12 protein-coding genes are annotated in these 19,149 nt (G+C 56.3%); 1 reads left to right on the top strand and 11 read right to left on the bottom strand.

The genetic code is table 11. The annotated features are described in order from the left end of the window. The 9 genes from OU419_RS01500 to OU419_RS01460 form a co-directional block, all read right to left on the bottom strand. Positions 1-1,404, bottom strand: coding sequence for a protein kinase domain-containing protein (locus tag OU419_RS01500; RefSeq protein WP_034030915.1), 1,404 nt, complete (start codon positions 1,402-1,404; stop codon positions 1-3). Positions 1,405-1,409: 5 nt separating this feature from the next. Next, entirely contained in the window at positions 1,410-2,102 is a 693-nt protein-coding gene (locus tag OU419_RS01495) for a PP2C family serine/threonine-protein phosphatase (RefSeq protein WP_034030916.1), read from the bottom strand. Further along, positions 2,102-2,773, bottom strand: a complete 672-nt coding sequence (locus tag OU419_RS01490; protein ID WP_254469944.1) for a vWA domain-containing protein — start codon at positions 2,771-2,773, stop codon at positions 2,102-2,104. The genes OU419_RS01495 and OU419_RS01490 overlap by 1 nt, the downstream gene beginning before the upstream one ends. A 446-nt stretch (positions 2,774-3,219) precedes the next feature. Further along, on the bottom strand, positions 3,220-5,490 hold the full coding sequence (locus OU419_RS01485; protein ID WP_064581690.1) for an AAA family ATPase: 2,271 nt from the start codon (positions 5,488-5,490) through the stop codon (positions 3,220-3,222). A gap of 9 nt (positions 5,491-5,499) precedes the next feature. Next, entirely contained in the window at positions 5,500-6,615 is a 1,116-nt protein-coding gene (locus OU419_RS01480) for a restriction endonuclease subunit S (RefSeq protein WP_082936664.1), read from the bottom strand. Then, positions 6,612-8,195 carry a type I restriction-modification system subunit M gene (locus OU419_RS01475; protein WP_254469943.1) on the bottom strand — a complete coding sequence of 528 codons (1,584 nt, stop codon included), beginning with the start codon at positions 8,193-8,195 and terminating at the stop codon, positions 6,612-6,614. Before OU419_RS01475 ends, OU419_RS01480 begins: the two co-directional genes overlap by 4 nt. A gap of 32 nt (positions 8,196-8,227) precedes the next feature. Then, on the bottom strand, positions 8,228-10,357 hold the full coding sequence (gene rmuC / locus OU419_RS01470; protein WP_254469942.1) for a DNA recombination protein RmuC: 2,130 nt from the start codon (positions 10,355-10,357) through the stop codon (positions 8,228-8,230). Between the two features lie 8 nt (positions 10,358-10,365). Then, positions 10,366-13,746, bottom strand: coding sequence for a type I restriction endonuclease subunit R (locus tag OU419_RS01465; RefSeq protein WP_326494079.1), 3,381 nt, complete (start codon positions 13,744-13,746; stop codon positions 10,366-10,368). 50 nt (positions 13,747-13,796) lie between these two features. Further along, positions 13,797-15,278: a sigma-54 interaction domain-containing protein gene (locus OU419_RS01460; protein ID WP_079391659.1), complete on the bottom strand. Its 1,482-nt coding sequence runs from the start codon at positions 15,276-15,278 to the stop codon at positions 13,797-13,799. Positions 15,279-15,743: 465 nt separating this feature from the next. Here OU419_RS01460 and OU419_RS01455 point away from each other — a divergent pair, with 465 nt between their 5' ends. After that, on the top strand, positions 15,744-17,273 hold the full coding sequence (locus OU419_RS01455) for a glycosyltransferase family 9 protein (RefSeq protein ID WP_254470345.1): 1,530 nt from the start codon (positions 15,744-15,746) through the stop codon (positions 17,271-17,273). Here the strand turns inward: OU419_RS01455 and OU419_RS01450 are convergent. Both OU419_RS01450 and OU419_RS01445 read right to left on the bottom strand, forming a co-directional pair. After that, positions 17,228-17,962, bottom strand: a complete 735-nt coding sequence (locus OU419_RS01450; RefSeq protein WP_052168385.1) for a glycosyltransferase family 32 protein — start codon at positions 17,960-17,962, stop codon at positions 17,228-17,230. The two genes, OU419_RS01455 and OU419_RS01450, sit on opposite strands and share 46 nt — an antisense overlap. A gap of 62 nt (positions 17,963-18,024) precedes the next feature. Continuing rightward, the gene (locus OU419_RS01445) at positions 18,025-19,146 is read right to left on the bottom strand and encodes a hypothetical protein (RefSeq protein ID WP_034030995.1); all 1,122 of its coding nucleotides are present in this window, start codon (positions 19,144-19,146) and stop codon (positions 18,025-18,027) included. Positions 19,147-19,149: the final 3 nt, after the last annotated feature.

The following is a 19,149-nucleotide window of genomic DNA, read 5'->3' as shown; positions in this document are numbered from 1 at the left end:
TCACCACCTGAACTGCCAAATGACATGGGACTCTTCCAAGTCGCCTACATGGATCTGGTAAGGCTCCTCGTGCTGTCCACGCAGACTTTCCTTAAGCCCCTGGTAGCGCTCAAGAGGCTTCTTCGCCGCCCCCCGCTGTAGATGCAATTTGCTTTGGGACAGGGGGTGAATACCGAGCCCCTGCTCGGTGTACTCGATGCGGATATGGTCGGCAGGCCAACGGTCATAGCTGAACGTTGGCATCAGGCGCTTGAGTTCCAGATTGCCTCCCGGCTGCAGCCATACCTTGCGGCCAGTCGCCATCAAGTTGCCTAGCTCATCAGACTGACTCTCACCTTCTACCGGTAGAGCAATGAACTCCTGGAGCAACACCAGCCGGTTATCGGCAGGCTCGTCGCAGAAAAAGCATGACGCGTCATCGAGTGAGCCAAGCTCCACAGGCAGCAAGGTAGTGCCACCACAACTTGCGCAGCAATAAAGGCGCTCGTCAATTTCCGCCAGCGCCTCAAGCCACTCGGCCATGCTCGGCCGCTCGCTGGCGCGATGCCGCCCCTGCTCGAAGCAGCGGCTGAAGAGCACTGGCAGCCGACTGTGCTCAATCAGTTGGATGGGCAGGTTGGCAAAACACTGATTGGCATCGTCCTGCACGTCATAAATCCAGGGATGCTCACCACGCAGCGCAGCCTCTTCTTCCTCGGGTTCACCTTCGCTGACCAGCTCGCCCTTGAAGGGGTGGTTATGGGTCAGCAACTGGTAAGCGATGACCGCAAAACTCCAGCTGTCCGTCAGGCTGGACAGCAGCGCATCACCGCGCACCACCTCGGGCGCCCCATAGTCCGCCGTATGCACGGTCAGACCGCCATGCGCTTCCAAGCTGATGTTGTCGCAGTCAATCAGCCAGGTTTCTGCGTGGGCAGTGTCATCCGACACGAAGATATTGCTCGGGGATAGATCGCCGTAAAGCATGCCGCGCGCATGCAGTTGGTTCAGTGTTCTGGCCAGTTGGCTCAAAATACGGATACGCCGCCGAAGGCCACCCTGCCGCAGATAATCGGCAGACGCCTCATCTTCAGCATTGATGAAGCTGTCGAGCAGGCTTTGCAACGGAACCAGACCGTCCATCAGCTCCATGACATAGCCAAAGCGCGGTTCAGCCAACAGCGCCAGGGGCCTGGCCAGTTTCAGGTCACTGAGGTCCTGACGAATCAGCCAAGCAATATGACGATGCCAACGCAGACGTGCTTGAGCATCCTTGTTGGTAAAGCCCTTGATCAGGGCCTGGGGATACTGAGTTCGGTAGACAATACCCTGTCCACCCCGGCTCATTTCCTCTCTCAGCTCATAAACCGAGCCTTTGGTGTCCTGCACCACACGCTTCTGCTGCGCTGTCGTAGTCGCGGTCATCTGCTTCAATCCGTTCTGAAAATTCCAGCGATGGTCTTGTCGTCACCATGACGAGGTGTGGACCAGCCGTGCAGCTCTCGTGTCAGCCACTGGCGCATACGGCGCTTGCTGCAACGCAACTGGCGCTGGTAAATCGCATCGAAGAATGGCTCCAACTGCTCCGGAATCAGGTCATCAGAGATGCCATCCGTCATCAGCAATACGCCATCACCCGGGAGACTCAACACGAGGTCGACGCTGCAGCCATCCTGAGAATCCGCCTGCGCCAAAGTAGTGGTCTGATTTCCGAAGCCTTGGCGCCGCTCAGTCAGCGCCGTGAACACACCCTGGCTTCTAACCAGCAACAAGCCATCCCCAACCTGACCAGCCACACCTCGCCCGGAGGCATCCACCCGAGCCCACAGACAGGTCGTTTCGTGGTCCCTGTAACAGTCACCAAAATGAACCAGCCAGGCATCACGCAAGACCGGGGCAACCGTGCCACGCGGCATGTCTTGTCGCTGACGGGCTAGCTGCCTGAACAGCTGGACGACTTTCCGGGAGCCAAGATGACTAAGCGGACGGCTGCCCAGCCCATCAGCCACGGCGATGCACCAACCGCCGCGTAGACCGCTGACGCACAGAGCATCCTGATTAGGCGTGCCATCCAGCTGATGCGCGGGACCTCGCACCGAAGCTCCGCCTGCCAGCAGGCGCATCAGAACTCCCAGTCTTGATCGTCAGCGCTGGGGATCTGCAAGGGCGTCGATTGATTAGGTGTGGCCGACTGGCTGCGCGCACTGACGCTCATGGTCACTGCCCGGAAGAAACGGTGAATGTCTCGGGCGTTCTCGGCATGGAACAGCGGCGCCTCAGGGTCATTGGCGAAGTCGCTGAGCATTACCTCATCCGCATCGGCGCCGATGGCCATGGCAAAGCGAGTGGCCTTGGAGGAGCGTTCGCCATTGACCAGGCGAGCAAAGGGACCCTGCCAGTCATCATTGGGATAACCATCAGAGACCAGCACGATCACCGGCTTGTAGGCGCGGGAAGGGATGCTGTCCTTGTCTTCGATCATCTCGCTGGCCAGCGACAGGGCACCGCCCAGCGGGGTCATGCCCTCTGCCACCAGCGGTGTGAAACTTTGCAGTTGGTGGGCCGGGGTCAACGGCAGGTTCAGCTCAGCCTGGCTGCCGCCAAAGGTGATCACACTGACCTGGATCTCTGCACGCAGACGGCTCTCACCGGCAAAACTGCTGATCATGTCCTTGAGCCCCTTGTTCAGGGCTTCGATCTTGCCATCGACCGACATGCTGCCACTGATATCAGCCAGCACGATGATCGGCAGCGGACGTGCGGTTTGGACCTGGAATTTTTTGAGTTCAGACATCTGTACTTTCCTTGTTGATTACTAGGTGACACTCACCACTAAGCGCATTCCATGCCAGAAGAATAAAATTCTTTTAGATCAAAAGCTTAAATGCGAAAGCCATGAGCGATCCCAGAAAAATAAGTAAATCTATTTATCGATAGGTAAGGATGTTTACTCGCGCAAGATCCGTAGACCTTCACATCGAACCCCAGCGCTCTCAGCGCCTTGCTGGTTCGTCCATTGCGGGGCGGAACTAATTCCGGCCGGGCCCACGCGACCACTTCGGCCAGCGAGTTCAAACCGTAGCGCGCAATGCTGTAATCCGAATCATGCCCTGCATGGTAGAGGCACTGCCAAGTCTCCTTGACCCTACCTCGTTTCCGCGCACCTCAAGTCATGCAGCCAAGGGGGTAACTGAATACTTTTGTGAAGACATGTACGACGTCCTTTTTTGGTAGCAGGATTCAGTTGGCCTGAACCACGGGAGCCTCAGCGTACTGCTCAATCTCCCCAGCAATCTGCGCTGGCTGCAGCTCTTGATACCCAACCATCATCTTGTAGTGGCCAATCTGGCCAGCCTTATCGAAGATACTTTCGAAAACGCGCAAATATGCCTCATTAGTTTGCTCTCCATGATTAACGTAAAGATCATCATGAATCGAGTGAGACCCGTCGTTTACCCAAGAAAACAGAGACTGGCAAATCAGCTTGTCACGCCCCTCAAAGAGCGCACAAATTTCGTCCTTACCCATTCCGCCCCACATGGTGAAGTAATTTTCCAATATACGGCGCAATGTATTTTGCAGACTAACACTCGAAATATTTTCTGACTTCACGTCTTCCCATAACAACTCATAAGCCGAGCGAATCGGATTCGTCGCGCACCGTTCTACAACGGAACCATGCTGTAGCTTCTTTACCAGCCAGAAGCTCTCCTCGTTAAGCGCTCCATCAGAAGGCCTAGCTCTATTGAAACTGATCTCTTTGTGGAAATAGACATTATGAGTCAGCAAAAATATCTGCTTAATTTGTGAACCCGGACCTCTCGCCTCTTCCATAACACCTTTAATCAGGCTACTGACGATGTAGAGGATGTCGCTATCTAACGAGGAGATAGGATCATCAAACACTACCACCCGATTTGCCGTGATACCCGAGGGCGACTGAGCACCTTTAATGAGATAATAAAAATACAAAAATGTAATAAACGTTTTTTCGCCTTCACTCAGTGAGCGACTGGCATCCTCTCCGTTAGCACGTACAATTCGATAATGCCGACCTTCATCGGCATCACCGATGGAAAAGGAATGGAAACCGAATTTCCGCAACAGATCGTTAATTGCCACAATAGTTGGCTGAATGGAGGTGGTTTGTTTTTCCAGTTCTTTAACCTGATCTTGCAGGTCGCGGAGCTGCCTTTTCTTATCTCCAAGACTTTGCTCCATGCCTTGGATTGTTCGTATCAGGAGATCCTTGAGTTGTTGATACTTCTGCAAGTCATCTGCCAATTCATTGAGCACATAGCGCCACACTTGCGCAGTCAATGTATTTTTTTCAGTCGTAATATTTTCTACGATTTGGTTGTGATGGATAGTCGCCTTATTTGCCTCAGCCACCAAGGCTTGCAACTTGTTGATCAGTGACTGAACCGGTTCAAGGTCTACTTTTCGGCTAGGCTCATCGAGCTTTTTTGTCAATCTAGCCTGATTGCCTTTCAGCCTTTCGACAAGCGCCTGAGCTTCCACGCTAAATAGCTCAGCATTCAGAAAAGGGTGATTGAGCTCCATATTGCGCTGCATGGTAGCCACCAACTGTTCACTTGCTTTTTGGTAATTTTCTTTCAGCTCCCTTAGCGCTTGAATGTCGTTATCATAGGCCTCACTAAAGAACGACACCAGACTATCTGCAAAATGCTCATCCGTTGGTTGCTGGCAAAAAGGGCATATCTCTGATTCTTGCTCGCGATACTTAAGGCCTTGTTTAACCCAATCACTGTTTCCCAAGCGATTGATTAGTGCAGCAATATCAACATCCTGGTTGCCTACAATCACTTTTTGCAACAGCGCATCCCCCTCAGCCACAAGGAGATCATCGGCTACCAAATTCCCAAGCAACGAAGCACGTACGATATTATTTGAGAAAACGGTTTGAGCTTTTTCTTTCAGTTCGACCAACGAACGCAATTCAGCCGTATTCGTTGCTTGCTCGGCCAAAACCTTATCTTTGAATTTTTCGGCACTACTGCGAACACCAGAGAATGCCGTTTGAAAATAATCATCGTGGAGTTGCTTCTGCCTCCAGCATTTGTCCCTCAGCGCAGGCTCTATGTCTGCCAGCTCTTTGCGCTTACCGGATTGGCCGTCCTCTCCATCCAATTGGATATTAAGACTTGATATTTGGCCGTTCACCCTTTCTATTTCAGGCTGTAAGCGGGCGATCTCACGCTCTGCTTCAACCTGATTCTCACCTAAGGTAAAAACGCCTTGCAGAGGGCCATCCTGATTGAAGTTTCGATCAACGAAGTCACGGTTATAGAACATCACCTCCAGCGGCAAACCACCTTGCCATAGAAGGTGGCAGTGCTCGTGCCCGGGCGCCTGAGCAATCACACGGCTGATGGTGGTTTTGCCGGTTCCATTAGCTCCAAAAATATAGTTAATGCGGCGAAGATCATTGAGTTTCGCAGGATTCTGATAGGTAGCTAACGGTGGAGTGATTTGGATTTCACTGATCATACTCTCTCCTTAGAGCTTGCCTGAAAAGGCTCTTTGGCTCAAAGAGCCAGATAATCTCTCTTGTGCGTCAAGAGCATTCAGAAGGCGTTCTTTGTGCGTCTGAATAGATCCATAACGCTCCAGAAAAGCTATTTGCATGTCATGAGGAGGTAACGCCACTGGAGTTTTTGCAATCAGACCAACATTCAATGTGGGCTGCGCTACAGCTCGAGTTTCCCGCTCGAAATAGCCTTGAACCACCGGACTCTGAAGATAACGATAAACATACTCTCGATTTACCCCTTCACGAATTGGTATACGTGTAACTGCGCGTGCAATATTCCATCCGATCATTGCATCACTAACCCAACCGACACGGCCAATAGTGCCTACGCACGCGATCAGAATTTCATTTCCCTTAAGCTTTGATTTTCTATGCTTTGAATCTATGCTCGCCGATACTCGCCTAAGCTTTTTGACGTCAGGAGTAACATCAGAAAGGTCGCCAGACCTCACCAGTGGAACCCCATCCTCTTCATTCTCACCCGGTTGAACAACCCCGTAATTCAACTTATCGCGAGGATCAACAAGCGTTGAAAGCTCGACGACATCCCACCCCATCGGATTGGTCACCGGGTCGCCGAACATGTCCAGAAACACGGCGCGGAGGAAGTCGTCGGCGAGCTGGATGGCTTGCTGGCGTTTGCGGCGGATGGCGTCGGCCTTGTCGAGGATGGCGGCGATGCGCTTTTGTTCGGGTAAGGGTGGGAGGGGGATTTCAATCTTTGTAAGTCCCTGCCCAGTTATTTGAGGCTGTGCCGAACCAGAAATAACGTCATCGAAACCTCGCCCTAACAGGTAATAATAGAGAAACCTAATATCTACCCTCTCACCATCCAATTCATCCAAAGCCATTGCATTGCCATTAATGTAAGACTTTGGCTCAGATATATGGACATTTCCGCAAGTAGCACCACGACAAGTTATCATCAGCGCCGGGAATTCGTGGGTATACTCTGAGTAGAAACCGATTTTTCCATTTGCGCCATAAACCGGGTAACCCTCTTCAAGCAGATTACTGGCGGATATAGTTTTCCACTGCCGAGGGCGGCATACATCATGCAATTTAACCAACGGCCAACTCACAGCATTCCCTCCAGCTCATCCAGATCCGCCAGAATTTCCTGCTCCAGCCCTTTTAGCCGTTGCAGAATCACCTTCGGGTCTTCGTACTGCTCCTGCTGGTACTCCACTTCCTTGTAGCGGTTGATGGAGAGGTCGTACTTGTTGGCGGCGATGTCCTCGGCTTGCACGACAAAGGCCTTTTTGCGCTTGTCTCCGAACAGGGTATTGATGGTGCTGGCGCTGATATTGCTTTCAACCATCTGCCGGTATTTGTGCCACTGGGCGATGGCGTCGGGCAGGTCATTGCTGCCTTCACCTTTCAGCTCGGTGCGTTTGTCGTCCAGCGAGTAGCCGTCGGCCTGCAGGTCGTAGAACCACACACGCTCGGTGGTACCGCCCTTGGTGAAGATCAGGATGGCGGTGCTGACGCCAGCGTAGGGTTTGAATACGCCGCTCGGCAGGCTGACGATGCCTTCCAGCTGGTTGTTATCGAGCAGTTCCTGACGCAGTTGCTGGTGGGCCTTGCTGGAGCCGAACAGCACGCCGTCCGGCACGATCACTGCGGCGCGGCCGCCGAGCTTGAGCGAGCGGAGGATATGGGCGACGAACAGCAGCTCGGTCTTCTTGGTTTTCACCAGACCGAGCACGTCGGGATTGGTGTTGGTTTCGTCCAGGCTGCCTTTGAACGGCGGGTTGGCCAGCACTACGTCGAAGAAGTTCTGCTCCTGGCGCGGGTAGTGCTCCTTGATGGATTTGCTCAGGGAGTCCTGGTAGCGGATGTTCGCGCCGTTCACGCCGTGCAGCATCATGTTCATGCTGGAGACGCGCAGCATGGTGGTGTCGAAGTCGAAGCCCCAGAACATCTGGCTGTTGATGTGCTGGCGGTAGGGTTCGAGCAAGTCGCCCGAGTAATGCAGATTACCGTCTTCATCGCTGAAGGTGCCTTCCGGACTGGAATGCACACGGTTGAGGTATTCCATGGTGCGGGCGAGGAAGCCCGCCGTGCCGCAGGCCGGGTCGCAAATCACGTCCGTCGGTTGCGGGGCGATCAGTTCGATCATGGCGTCGATGATGTGGCGCGGCGTGCGGAACTGGCCGTTGATGCCGGCGGTGGTGAGCTTGCTCAGCAGGTATTCGTAGATATCGCCCTTAACGTCGCTCTGGGTCAGCGGCAGGTCGTTGACCATCTCCACGGCGGAGGTCAGCACCGACTCGTTCTTGATCTCCAGGTCGGCGTCCTGCATGTATTCGCTGATATGGCCGAGCCCTTCACGCTCGCCACCCTCACCGTCGGCACTGCCGAGCTTGGCGAAGAAGGGATAGACGTTCTGCTTGAGATGCTTGTGCAGCTCCTTACCGCTCATGTTGCGGAAGTTTTTCCAGCGCAGCAGCTGACCTTCCGGCGAATTGGGAAACAGGCGGGCGAAGTCTTTGCCGGTTCGGTTGGCTTTGCGTTCGGCCACGTCTTCCTGCATGTCGAGCATGCGAGCGAACATCAGGTAGCTGATCTGCTCGATCACGGTCAGTGGATTGGTGATGCCGCCAGTCCAGAATTTTTCCCAGAGCTTATCGATATCATTGCGGATTTTGCCGGTGAGCATTCGGGGTACTTCTCTCGTTCAAAAATGGATTGTCAGGCCTGCGGTAGCAGCTCGCCTTCGTGACGGTTCTGGATCAGTTGCGGCAGATCGTCGGCTGGCTCCGGCGCTTCCTCGAGCGCCTCTACGATCAGCGCGAGCCGCTCGCTCTCGAAGTCCATGTGGGTGGGCTCCAGCGCTGGCAGGGTCTTGCTGACCTTGGCCGAGAGCTTGTTGAAGCGCTCCACCTTTCCGTAGAGGCCTTGCTTGCCAGCCAGCGCCTTGACGGTGTCGTTGTAGTGGTTGCTGACGGTGTTGAGAGTGCCGCCCAGCTTGCCGAGGCGCTCGGCCACGGTGCAGACCTGGTTGTAGATCTCGCCCGCCTTCTCGCTGATTTCCCGCGCTTCGGCGTTGCTGCGCTCGATCATCCAGAGGTTGGAGACGGTACGCAGAATGGGAATCAGGGTGGTGTGCGAGACCAGCACGATGCCTTTCTTGTAGCCGTACTCGAACAGGTCCTTGTTGTGCTTCATGGCCTCGATGTAAGCCGGCTCGATGGGCATGAACATCAGCACGAAGCTGGGGCTGCGCATACCGACGAGGTTGGTGTAGTCCTTGGAGGCAAGGTCGTCGATGTGCTTGCGTACGGCTTTGACGTGCTCAGCCATCGCCAGTTGGCATTCTTCCGTAGACTCGGCGGCCACGGCGCGGTCGTATGCAACCAGCGAAACCTTGCTGTCGATGATGATGTGTTTGCCGTCGGGCAGCTTGATCAGGTAGTCGGTCTGCCTGGAACGGCCTTCGGCATCCTTGAAGGCGCTCTGCACTTCGTAGTGCGCCTCTTCGATCAGGCCGCTCATTTCCAGCGTGCGACGCAGTTGTGCCTCACCCCAGGCGCCGCGCTGCTGGGAGTCACCCTTGAGGGCCGAGGTCAGATTATTGGCCTCTTTGCTCATCTGCAGGCCGATTTCCAGCACCTTCCTGATTTCGGCATTAAGGCTGGTGTTGCCTTGCAGCGAGGCATCATGAACTTCGTTGATGCGCTTCTGGAAGCCTTCTATCTGCTCGCGGAAAGGCTTGAGCATCCCATCGATACTGGTCTGGCTGGCCTGGGTGAAGGTCTTGCCCTTCTCCTCGAAAATCTTGTTGGCCAGGTTTTCAAATTCCTGGGTCAGCGACTTGCGGGTGTCGGCCAACTGCGCCATCTGTTCCTGGAAATGCTCCTCGCGCTTCTGCAAGGTGGTCTTGAGTTCGGTGTGCTCAGACGAAAGTACGTTCAGGCGCTCCTGCAGCTCGTTGAACGATCGTACTTGCTGAGAAAGCGCTTCCTTGGTTTCAAGAAGTTGGTTTCGCACATCGCGCTCGGCAGTTTCCAGGGCCTTGGCCCGTTTGCCTTCATCCGCCAGTCCGTCTTTCAGACGGTCACGATCCGTGTGTAGCTGTTCATTTGTGGCTTGAGCCTGAGCCAGGCGCTCTCGTAGCTCGGCCACTTGCTTCTCGCTCTTGTCCAGAGCGGTCCCCAGCTCTGCATGCTCATTGCTCGTCGACTGATAACGCGCCTGCAAAGCGTCGAATGCCTGTGCATGCTCGACCAGCTTTTGCTTGATCTCGTTGAGCTGTTCGCGAGCTTCACGCTCGGCGGTTTCCGCCACCTTCGCGCGAGTTTCCTCAGTCGCCAAGGCATCCTTGAGGGAGTCACGCTCCTCTTGCAACGCAGCATTTGTCGTTGTCGAGGTGTCGAGGCGCTGGCGCAATTCGGTCACCTGATCCTGGAGCCCCCGGGCGCCAGCCTGTACAGCCTCCAGACGCTTGGCGGCCTCGTGATGTTGCCGGGTAGCTTCGTCCAGTTTCACCTGCAAGTCTGATCCGGCCGCTTTACGCTCATGCAGCTCCGTAGAAAAACGTGCCGCGGTATCGGCCGATGCTTGCAACTGCGCCTTCAGCTTGCCCTCTTCGATCTGCAGCTCATGGCTGCGTGCTTCTGCTGCCTTGAGCTGAATCTGCAGAGATTGCTGCTGAGTCTCAGTCGACGCCCTGGCCTGCTCTGCTTGCTCAAGCTGCATGCTGAGCTGGCTGATCTGCCTTCCCTGGCGCAGGGCGGCGATCACGTAGCCGATAAGCGCGGCGGCGATAGCGAGCACCCCGCAGATCACGATGGTTTCTGTCGTCCATTGGCTGGCTTGCATGATCACTCCTAGTGACTGCTTGGCGAGGCATCCCCGCGCAGGAAAGGCTTAAGCACGGCGACCAACTCGCTGACATCCTCAGGGGCGAAGACGCCGTCGATACCCTCGTGGGAAATATTGGCGAACGGCGGTTCGTAGAGCTTTTCCACAACGATGCTGCCGTGCTGAGCGATGTAATTCTTCAGCAGGTTCATGAAGCGAACCTGCTGGGCGGTCAGGCTGGGATGGGCATGAAGGAAACTCTTGAAATGCTCCTCGATGGCTTGCGCATCCAGGCCAATGATCTCTCGCACGGTGAGATGCAGCTGATCGGCCGCACGGCCGTAGAACTCGTTGAGCACGTCCAGGCTAAAGCCCGGATGGCTGGTGAGGATGGTCGAGGTGAGCGTCTTCAGTTCTGGCTCGGCAATCGGCTCGCCCTTGTGGATTTTCTGCAGAGTTGGATTGACGGCCAGCATACCGTCAAGAATGTCCTTGAGGCGGCGGCGGTAGATCATCGCCTCGTTGGCGCCGGCGATATACACCACACGCTCTTCGCCCTGGACGTTGCCATCCGTGGTTCGTGTGGTGTCTATGCCATAGCCAGGCCCGATGTCGGTCTGCCGGTACTTCATGATGCCGCGCAGTTCTTGGCGGGCATGTTCCAGCTTGCCGATGCTGGGTTGTTGCCAGAACTCGGCGCTGCGTACCTCAGCGATCATGGCATCCTTCTGGCGAACGGCCTGGATGTTAACGGCGAGCTTGTCCACTTCGGCCAGCAGAGTGATCTTGCCATCCTCAAAGCAACTGGCCTGCTCGACCAGGCAGCGTTGAATGCCTGCGATCAGCTTGTCCAGCGCGGTGGCATGTTTGTCGCGCAGCACCCGGGCCGACATCAGCGGGGCGATACTGTCCGTCAGCAGGTGCTGGGTTTTGGCATCGAACTGTTTCAGCAGCACGGTTTGCTGCAACTGATGCACGACTCGCAGCTCGCGTTTCACGGCCACGCTGGTGTCCGGCAGGTCATTGATGTCCGCCCGCAGTAGCTCGATGGCGGTATCGAAGGCGGCTGCATGGTTGTGCTTGAGCGCCGCCTGTGCCAGCTCCACGCGCGCCTCGAAGGTGGTTTGCAGGAGGGATTTGCCGCCAGTGTCCTCCGGCTCCTGATACTCCTGCTCGAAGTAGTCGAAGTTGCCGTAGTGGTCGAAGATCAGGAATTCACTCTTGTTCTTGCCTGGGCCGAACAGGTTGGGGCGCAGGCGCGTACCACGGCCGATCATCTGCCAGAACTTGACCCAGGACTTAACCGGCTTGGCGAATACCAGGTTGACCACTTCGGGCACATCGATGCCGGTGTCGAGCATGTCCACCGAGATGGCGATGCGGAAGTCGTTATCCGGCTTCTTGAATTCCTTGATCAGGGTGTCCACGTGCGGAATGGCATTGTGGATAACCTTGCAGACCTTGGTGCCATACTGCGGATAGAGCTTGCAGAAGAGCTTTTCCAGGTGCTCGGCATGATCCTGGCGCTGGGCAAAAATGATGGTCTTGCCGACCAGCGAGCCGGTTTCGTCCTTGATGCCGTTGTTGATCAGGTTTTCCAGGATGATGCGGTCGGTGTCTTCACTGAAGATCTTGCGGCCGATGTCCTTGCCAGCGATGGTGGTGCGCTTGGCCTCCTCTTCACCGAGATCTTCTTCGAGTTGGCGCTTCTGCTCATCGCTCAGGTCGTTGTAGTGGATGCCATCGCGCAGAAAATCGGTGGTGAGGTCGCGTACGCGGAACGGCACCAGGTAGGGCGGCTCGTTGTTGATGGCGGCATCCAGGCCGAACTCGAAGGTGGGGTCGGTGGTTTCACAGTCGAACATGTCGAAGGTGTTGCGGCTGATGAACTTCACCGGGGTGGCGGTCAGGCCCACCTGCAACGCATCGAAGTAGTCGAACAGGTCGCGGTACTTGTTGTAGATGCTGCGGTGGCTTTCGTCGGCAACGATCAGGTCGAAGAAGCCCACGTCAAGCTGGGCGAAGCGGTTCATCATGCCCGGGTAGGTGGCGATATAGATGCGCGCGGTCCGGTCGACTTTGTTGGTTTCGCCAATCACGCAGCGCGGCTCGCTGGGCAGGTTCTGCTTGAAGGCATCATCGGCCTGTACGCGCAGCTCCTTGCGATCACACAGGAACAATACGCGCTTGGCCCAACTGGTGCGCAGAAGCAGCTCGGCCAGGGCGATGGCCACACGGGTTTTGCCGGTGCCTGTGGCCTGGATGATCAGGGCCTTGCGGCGCTGCTTTTGGAAGTGCGCGGCGACAGTCTTGATCGCTTCGATCTGGTAGGGGCGATCAGCAATGCTCAGCTCGGGGTTGTACTTTTCAACCTCGGCAATGCGGTACTGGCGCTGGTAGATCAGGTATTCGAGGCTGTCCTTGCTGTAGAGGCCGTAGACGGGGCGGTAGGTGTTGTATTGCTGGTCGTCCCAGATGAAGGTTTCGTAGCCGTTGCTGTAGAAGATCACCGGGCGTTGCATGCCCATGCGTTCGAAGCCGTCGGCGTACATGCGGGCCTGTTCGCGCCCGGCCTGCAGGCTGACATTGCCGGATTTCTTGGCTTCGATTACGGCCAGCGGCTGGCCGTTATCACCCCATAGCACGTAATCCGCACGCCCCTTGCCAGAGGTGTTATCCGGGAAGTCGACCTCCACCTCCTGACCGACCTGAGCGGGGTTGCTGACATCCCAGCCGGCCTGCAGAAGCATGGCATCGATCAGCAGGGTACGAGTCTTGGCCTCGTTCCATTGCAGGCTATCGGCAACCTTCTGGCTCTGTTGCTGGCGCTTTTGCTGGTCAGGCTTGGCCGGCGGCTCCAGCTTGTCGAGATTGCGGGTGCGCTCCTGCTCCAGCTTGTCCATGACACGTTGAAGCTCTTCCTGCTGCTGGTTGAGCTCCTTCTCGTAGCTGGAAACCGTCTTCTGCAGGCTGGCCAACGCTGCTGTCGGATCCTGCACCTCGGCAAAGGGCGGAATATCAGCCTGCGCAGTGCCGTAGTACTTGATGGCCATGTACATGGCCAGTTGGTGAGCAGTCTTCAGCGCCAACTGTGCGTTGCGCAGATCACCTTCGGCACCATGGGCGGTGTCGTTGCCCTGAATACGCAGAAAGTTGATCTGATGAACCAGAGGCTTGCTGACGCAATCGACAAACACAGGGTTTTTCACCAGATCGTAGAAGGTCGACTGCGGCATGCGCGGCAGCAGCTCTTCCTTGTAGATGGCCTTGGTCAGCTCTTCGGCAAAGCTGCGCAGACGAGTCAGCGCGCTGCCCGGGTCAATAAACAATACGGCTTCGGCCAGGCCCGCGAGGTTTACCAGCAACTCGTTGCCGGAGCGAAGGAATTCGAAGTTGGCTGATTTCATATAGGCGATTTTGTCCATGCCAGTCCTACAGCGAGGACCGTGCCAAGTTTTTATTCGATGCCGTATTTGTCCATCCAATTGCTCAGCGTTTGCTGGCTTTTAAGGCCCAACAGGCTGGCAGCGCGAGTCTTGTTGTGCCCGGTGAGAGTGAGTGCCTTGTGCAGGTAATGCCCTGCAACCTCAGCAACTACCTCTTGCAAATCAATACCTTGTGCAACATCCCGCGCCATGATGTCGGCTTGTTCCTGCGGAAGTTGAAACAGCGCCTGTTCAATATCCGCCGCACCGATTGCACTTCCCTGGCACCACAGCGCAGCTCGAAGCAATGTGGACTGAAGCTCCCGGACATTGCCACGCCAGGGATGTTTCAGAATAAGTTTTTTTGCTTCAGCGGAAATTTTCTTACCAGCTAGCGAGGAATCTTGCTCAGCGAGGCTTTCAAGCAGCGCATCTGCCAGCAGGAGCAGATCCCCCTCACGTTCCCGCAGAGGCGGCAGATGAAGAACTCCGACAGCTATCCGATAGAACAAGTCCTCGCGGAAACGCCCCAGAGCCACTTCCTGCATCAGATTTCGGTGGGTAGCCGTAATCAGCCGCACGTCGACCTTTAACTCCTGGCTGCCTCCAACCGGCGTGAGCGTGCCTCCCTGGAGGACTCGCAATAGGCGAACCTGCACGTCCGGCTTCAGCTCACCAAATTCATCCAGAAACAGCGTGCCGCCATGCGCTTGCTGGAACACCCCATCTCGATTCTCCACCGCACCGGTGAAAGCACCTTTTCTATGGCCAAATAGAGTGGAGTCGATGAGTTCAGGCGCAATCGCCCCGCAGTTGACCGCAATGAAGGGGCCAGCAGAACGTGGACCGGCGTTGTGGATAGCCCTGGCAAATAGCTCTTTGCCAGTACCGGTTTCACCGTAGATCAGCACCGGTACTTGTTTCTGTGCCAGGACCTGCGCTTGAGCCTTAAGCGTCAACATACGCTCGCTCTGCGTGACAATGCTGTCGAAGGCTGCGTTGACGGGAACGTCCTGTCCTGCCAGCTCCAGTAGCTTGTCGCTGGTGATGCCATTGGCGGCGGGCACGTACTCGGCGGCTATCTCGAATGGTACCTCAACCTGCTGTACGCCCTGCTCGAGGGAGGATTGGTAGAAAGTGGCCGGATAGCGAGTCTTGCCGAGAAGAATCCACACGGCCTGCATGGCAGGCGTGCCTGGGCTGAGCAGAATCGAAAGATCGGCACGGGAAGCGGACAAGCGCTCCAGATGCTTGTTGGCGGCCTGGTAGATTTCCCCGAAGTGGACTGGGGAGCTCAGAGATTCGTAATGAGCCTCGACCGGTATATCGACACGCTCGCGCAACCATGCCAGATAGGGCTCAACCCGCTCGACAGGGTAAGAACAAAGCAGCTCGACACGATCAAAGGACGCAGCCCGCAGGGTCGACAAAATCGGCCCGACCTCGCTGTCGTTAACAGCTTTGAGATCGTTCCCGCCCACCCAGCAAGTCAATGCGCGCTGCCTCTTCAACACTGTCCCTGTACTCCCCACTCATGCCCCTGGTCGGTACCAGACAGGAGTAAATTGTGCTGCGATTCGCGTCTCGAATAGTAAACCATCGACCCTGTGGGGTCGTTGTACGCCGTCGGCTGAGCAGAGCCACAGCGTCGGCTTCTGGTGAAGCTCATACAGCTCCTCGGTAGCAGGCAAGTACGTCAATGCAGCGGAGGGCGCCGCCGAAGGCGCACGATTAGCCAACACGCGGCCTTCACTACTGGCAGTTTGCCCACCCCACTGGCATGCTCGCAACAGGCTGGCAGCAAGCTATGCCGCGTCAAGGAGTCCGCCATGGAGTGCAAACGTTGGATTTGAAGCAGAAAGCCAGGGCAGGGCAACCTGGCCGAAAATCAGCAACCGCCTGCATGGCTACTACATTGAGAGCCCGGTAAGTTGCGCTACTTGCCCCAGGCCTCACCGAAAATCGAGCGTTTGAGCAACATGTCATTCCTGCGGGATGCGCGCAAAGCATGCGCACGAGCGGCGTTTCGCTTATTGGCTGACAGGTCGCTTTCTCCCAGAGCCACGGAAGGAATCCTGCACATACTTGTCCCTCGATGGGATGCCAAGCTGGGCGACTCGATCGTTTCGTCTTTCTTCTTTCGCGAGGTGCGCAAGCTCAATGCCCGGGTGACCGTGTTGACGGTCGCAGAGCTTGCCCAGATGCACACGCTGGATTTTGCGGTGGATCAGGTCGTGATCACCAAAGCCAATCCCGGAGTCCGCGAACTCCGCCGACTGGCACCGCAGCTTGGGCGAGTCGATGTGGTGGTCCATCTGGTCGGGAGGATTCAACCTGCGGAAATCCTGTTCCTACGACTGCTGCGCCCAGTTCGGGTGTATTCCCTCGACGACCGTTTACGCTGCGTCAATCGCAAGTTCGGTGCAGCGACAGCCGGGCTGGACGTGGCTGAGCGCTACCGACGCGTGCTCATGGACCTAGGTGCAGGCCGGGTCGAGAAGAAGTACATCGTCCCCCTTCCCGACGCGCTGCCACCCTCTTCCCAAATCCCGTACATCCTGTTCAACCCCTACGCCAGCCGGCCAGACAAGTGCTTGACCTTCGATCGATCAGTGAGCTTGCTGCGTGCTATCGCCGATGCTTACCCTGCCCGGTCTGTCGGTATCCTGTGCAGCCCCGCGACACTGGAGGACGCGCAGCACATGGAAATCACCGTGGCGCGAAGAAACGTCCGCGTCGTCCATGGACTGTTATCGCCCAAGGACGTCACTGGGTACATCCGTTGTACGCAAGCCGTGATCAGTGTCGATACAGCAATCGTACACATGGCGGTCGGCCTGGAAACAAGGCTGGTGGCAATCTACCCAGCCATGGATGGACAAGCCAACCCGTGGCTGCCTCCATCCTCTCCGTTGACCCGTGTGATCTATAGCCGGCAAGACCCTGGACAATATCGTCGCACAGGGAAAAAGGACATGAATGCATTCTCGCTCAAGGCTCTGCTCGACAATCTCCACGAGCTGTTGGCCACTGCGCCAGAACCTGACCACTACCTTTCGCTCAAAGCGCGGATAGTGCCTGGTCTAGGTGTTGCGAAGGGAACTCTCGCTCGCCAACTGCCGCTGATCAGCCAGGGCTTCCCCGAAGTCGCCGACTGTCACCCTGGAACCATAAATTTGGAGCTCGACTCCCCTTTAGTGGTGGCGCAGCCTGACTATCGCACCGCTCCGCTCGCCTGGACCCCGAGCGGACGGACAACAGAAGTATTCGACCTAGTGCGAGTTGAGCTCGAGTTCGACCAGTTACCAGCGCGCGTAGCCGCATGGTTGTACGTTGCCCATGGTTCGCCTCACCGTTGCACACCGACCGTCCATGAGGTGATTTCTCGGCAGCTAAACCTGAGCGAGGTCCGTGAGTGCCGACTTCATCTACGCGCAAGCGCCGTAACACTGGCATGCCCAGATCAAGAAACGGCCTCCATCAGCCGCTCGCTCTCCCCCAGCCAATAACCAAGGTCGGCCTCGATGTGCAGGAACAACTTGGCTAGCAAGGTGCCGCCAGCAAGAAACTCTGCAACAGACTCCATGCGCTTGGCCGTACGCCGGAAGTAGGTGTTGTAGAGCTTGAGCATGGTTGCATCTGTCAGTAGGAAGTCAGCGACACTCACATCCTGACGACGCATCACCTCGCAGCTAGCGAAGTTGTACCGTGGACGGTAGCCGGGGTCGATGACATCTCCAGCAATAAGCACCAGTTCGTCATCTGCCTGCGCCACGATGTCCTTGATACGGCCGGGATTACCCCAGGCATGGGCACCTCCGTCCAGACCTGTAGCCAACGCCCGTGCAAGCAAGGGGTTACCCGGCTGGGAAGCAAAAATACATTCACTATGCCAATGCAGCTTATGACTGAGGCCTGCGGGAAACAGCGCGCTGGTTGGGTCGCGCAAGAACAGCGTGTCCGCATCCACCCACGCGCCGCCATGTCGATGGACGAAGGCCATGCGGATGAAGTCGCTCTTGGCAACGATGGCCTCAATTCCCTCTGCCAGAGTGAATGGCAATGGTTCAAAGCCCCATGTTTTACCAAGGACTCGTGGGTCGATCAGGTCCAAGACCGTCCGCGGTGTAAGCAACAGAAAGCGCTCACCCAGGGTTCTACGCATCGAGACCAATGCCAGCGCGACATAGGCCGGCATGACCTGCCCAGGAGCATTCTCCCAATAGCTCACATATCGCACGGAACCATGAAGGCAGCTGTTCACTGGTGAATTGACCTGCCATCGGTACTCAGCATCCCAGCTTTTGTCAGGTATTCCCTGAGCAACACCAAGGAAGGAACACATTGCGCCTGGCCTAGAAACTCATTACCCAAGGCAGACTTGTACAGGCGCAGCCAGGTCGGCGCAGGCACCTTCGGTAGGAAAGCGGCGAGTGACTCTCGGTTGCCCTCCCCGAACAACAGGCGCAGGGTGCGCAAGATAGGTTGGTAGTCCCGCGCAGACAGCAACTCCGCAACGGTATCGTCCAGTCGTTGCTCGACCACCACACTATTCAGCCGATCCTCGACCGAGGCATCGCCCAAGGCCACTCGGGGATCGATCGCCACCGGATAGATTGCGCGGAACGACTTTGCACCGTTACGCATGGATTCATAAAGCACTTTGTCGGCAGTAGATCCGGTAACCAGCACATCGTCGCCGAAGATCACATGCACACCGCTCCAACGATAGAAATTTTCAGCCGGAATGACGTGATCCTGAACCAGATTGACCCGCTCGCGCTCCTCGGTGCTGAGGCTGGCGTAGTCCTCACAAGGTGGCGCAATCCTGGGCAGCTTGACGTTGATGATGGTAGGCAACGCCATATGCGCTAGTTTGACGTTTATTTCCTCTACCACGATCTCATAGAGCACGTTCGCCGTGGAAGGCACGTTACGCCAACCGGTGGTCATCATCACCACGTTGTCACCACACGCCTTAGCGTTCCGGAACAGGTATGACCATTGCGAGTCTGGCCTATCCAGCTCGCGGCAGAGGTAGTCGATCAGTTGTCGTGCGAGATACCGGATGTCACCCACACTGCCGTATTTTGCACGGCTGTAGATCCCGGCCAGTACCGTGGCATCGTTGCCCGTGGCCATGTCTCGAAACAACCCCGACTCGGCAGGTGTAAGGCAGTTCAGGGCAGTGCCGCCGAAAATCGAAACATACTCGGTCATGCTGACCAGTTCGCGTGAAAACAGGTCGGCGGCGAACGCGCGGAAACCAGTTTTCACATCATCAGCATAGGGCTGAGCGGAAGCCTGACGAAACATTGCCAATTGGACATCAACCGGCCTCTTAAGCACCTCGGACCAAAGCAGTGATTTTCCGGGGGTCATCAT

The organism is Pseudomonas triclosanedens, from assembly GCF_026686735.1.
Classification (GTDB): domain Bacteria; phylum Pseudomonadota; class Gammaproteobacteria; order Pseudomonadales; family Pseudomonadaceae; genus Pseudomonas; species Pseudomonas triclosanedens.
The sequence above is the reverse complement of the archived record's forward strand: the minus strand, read 5'-3'. Positions and strand labels throughout refer to the sequence as shown.

Bases quoted from the DNA above. Each gene is read 5' to 3' on its own strand.
- OU419_RS01445 (WP_034030995.1), bottom strand. From the start codon at position 19,146: ATGACCCCCGGAAAATCACTGCTTTGGTCCGAGGTGCTTAAGAGGCCG.
- OU419_RS01485 (WP_064581690.1), bottom strand. From the start codon at position 5,490: ATGATCAGTGAAATCCAAATCACTCCACCGTTAGCTACCTATCAGAAT.
- OU419_RS01495 (WP_034030916.1), bottom strand. From the start codon at position 2,102: ATGCGCCTGCTGGCAGGCGGAGCTTCGGTGCGAGGTCCCGCGCATCAG.
- OU419_RS01475 (WP_254469943.1), bottom strand. From the start codon at position 8,195: ATGCTCACCGGCAAAATCCGCAATGATATCGATAAGCTCTGGGAAAAA.
- OU419_RS01455 (WP_254470345.1), top strand. From the start codon at position 15,744: ATGTCATTCCTGCGGGATGCGCGCAAAGCATGCGCACGAGCGGCGTTT.
- OU419_RS01465 (WP_326494079.1), bottom strand. From the start codon at position 13,746: ATGAAATCAGCCAACTTCGAATTCCTTCGCTCCGGCAACGAGTTGCTG.
- OU419_RS01450 (WP_052168385.1), bottom strand. From the start codon at position 17,962: ATGCCGGCCTATGTCGCGCTGGCATTGGTCTCGATGCGTAGAACCCTG.
- OU419_RS01490 (WP_254469944.1), bottom strand. From the start codon at position 2,773: ATGTCTGAACTCAAAAAATTCCAGGTCCAAACCGCACGTCCGCTGCCG.
- OU419_RS01500 (WP_034030915.1), bottom strand. From the start codon at position 1,404: ATGACCGCGACTACGACAGCGCAGCAGAAGCGTGTGGTGCAGGACACC.
- rmuC (WP_254469942.1), bottom strand. From the start codon at position 10,357: ATGCAAGCCAGCCAATGGACGACAGAAACCATCGTGATCTGCGGGGTG.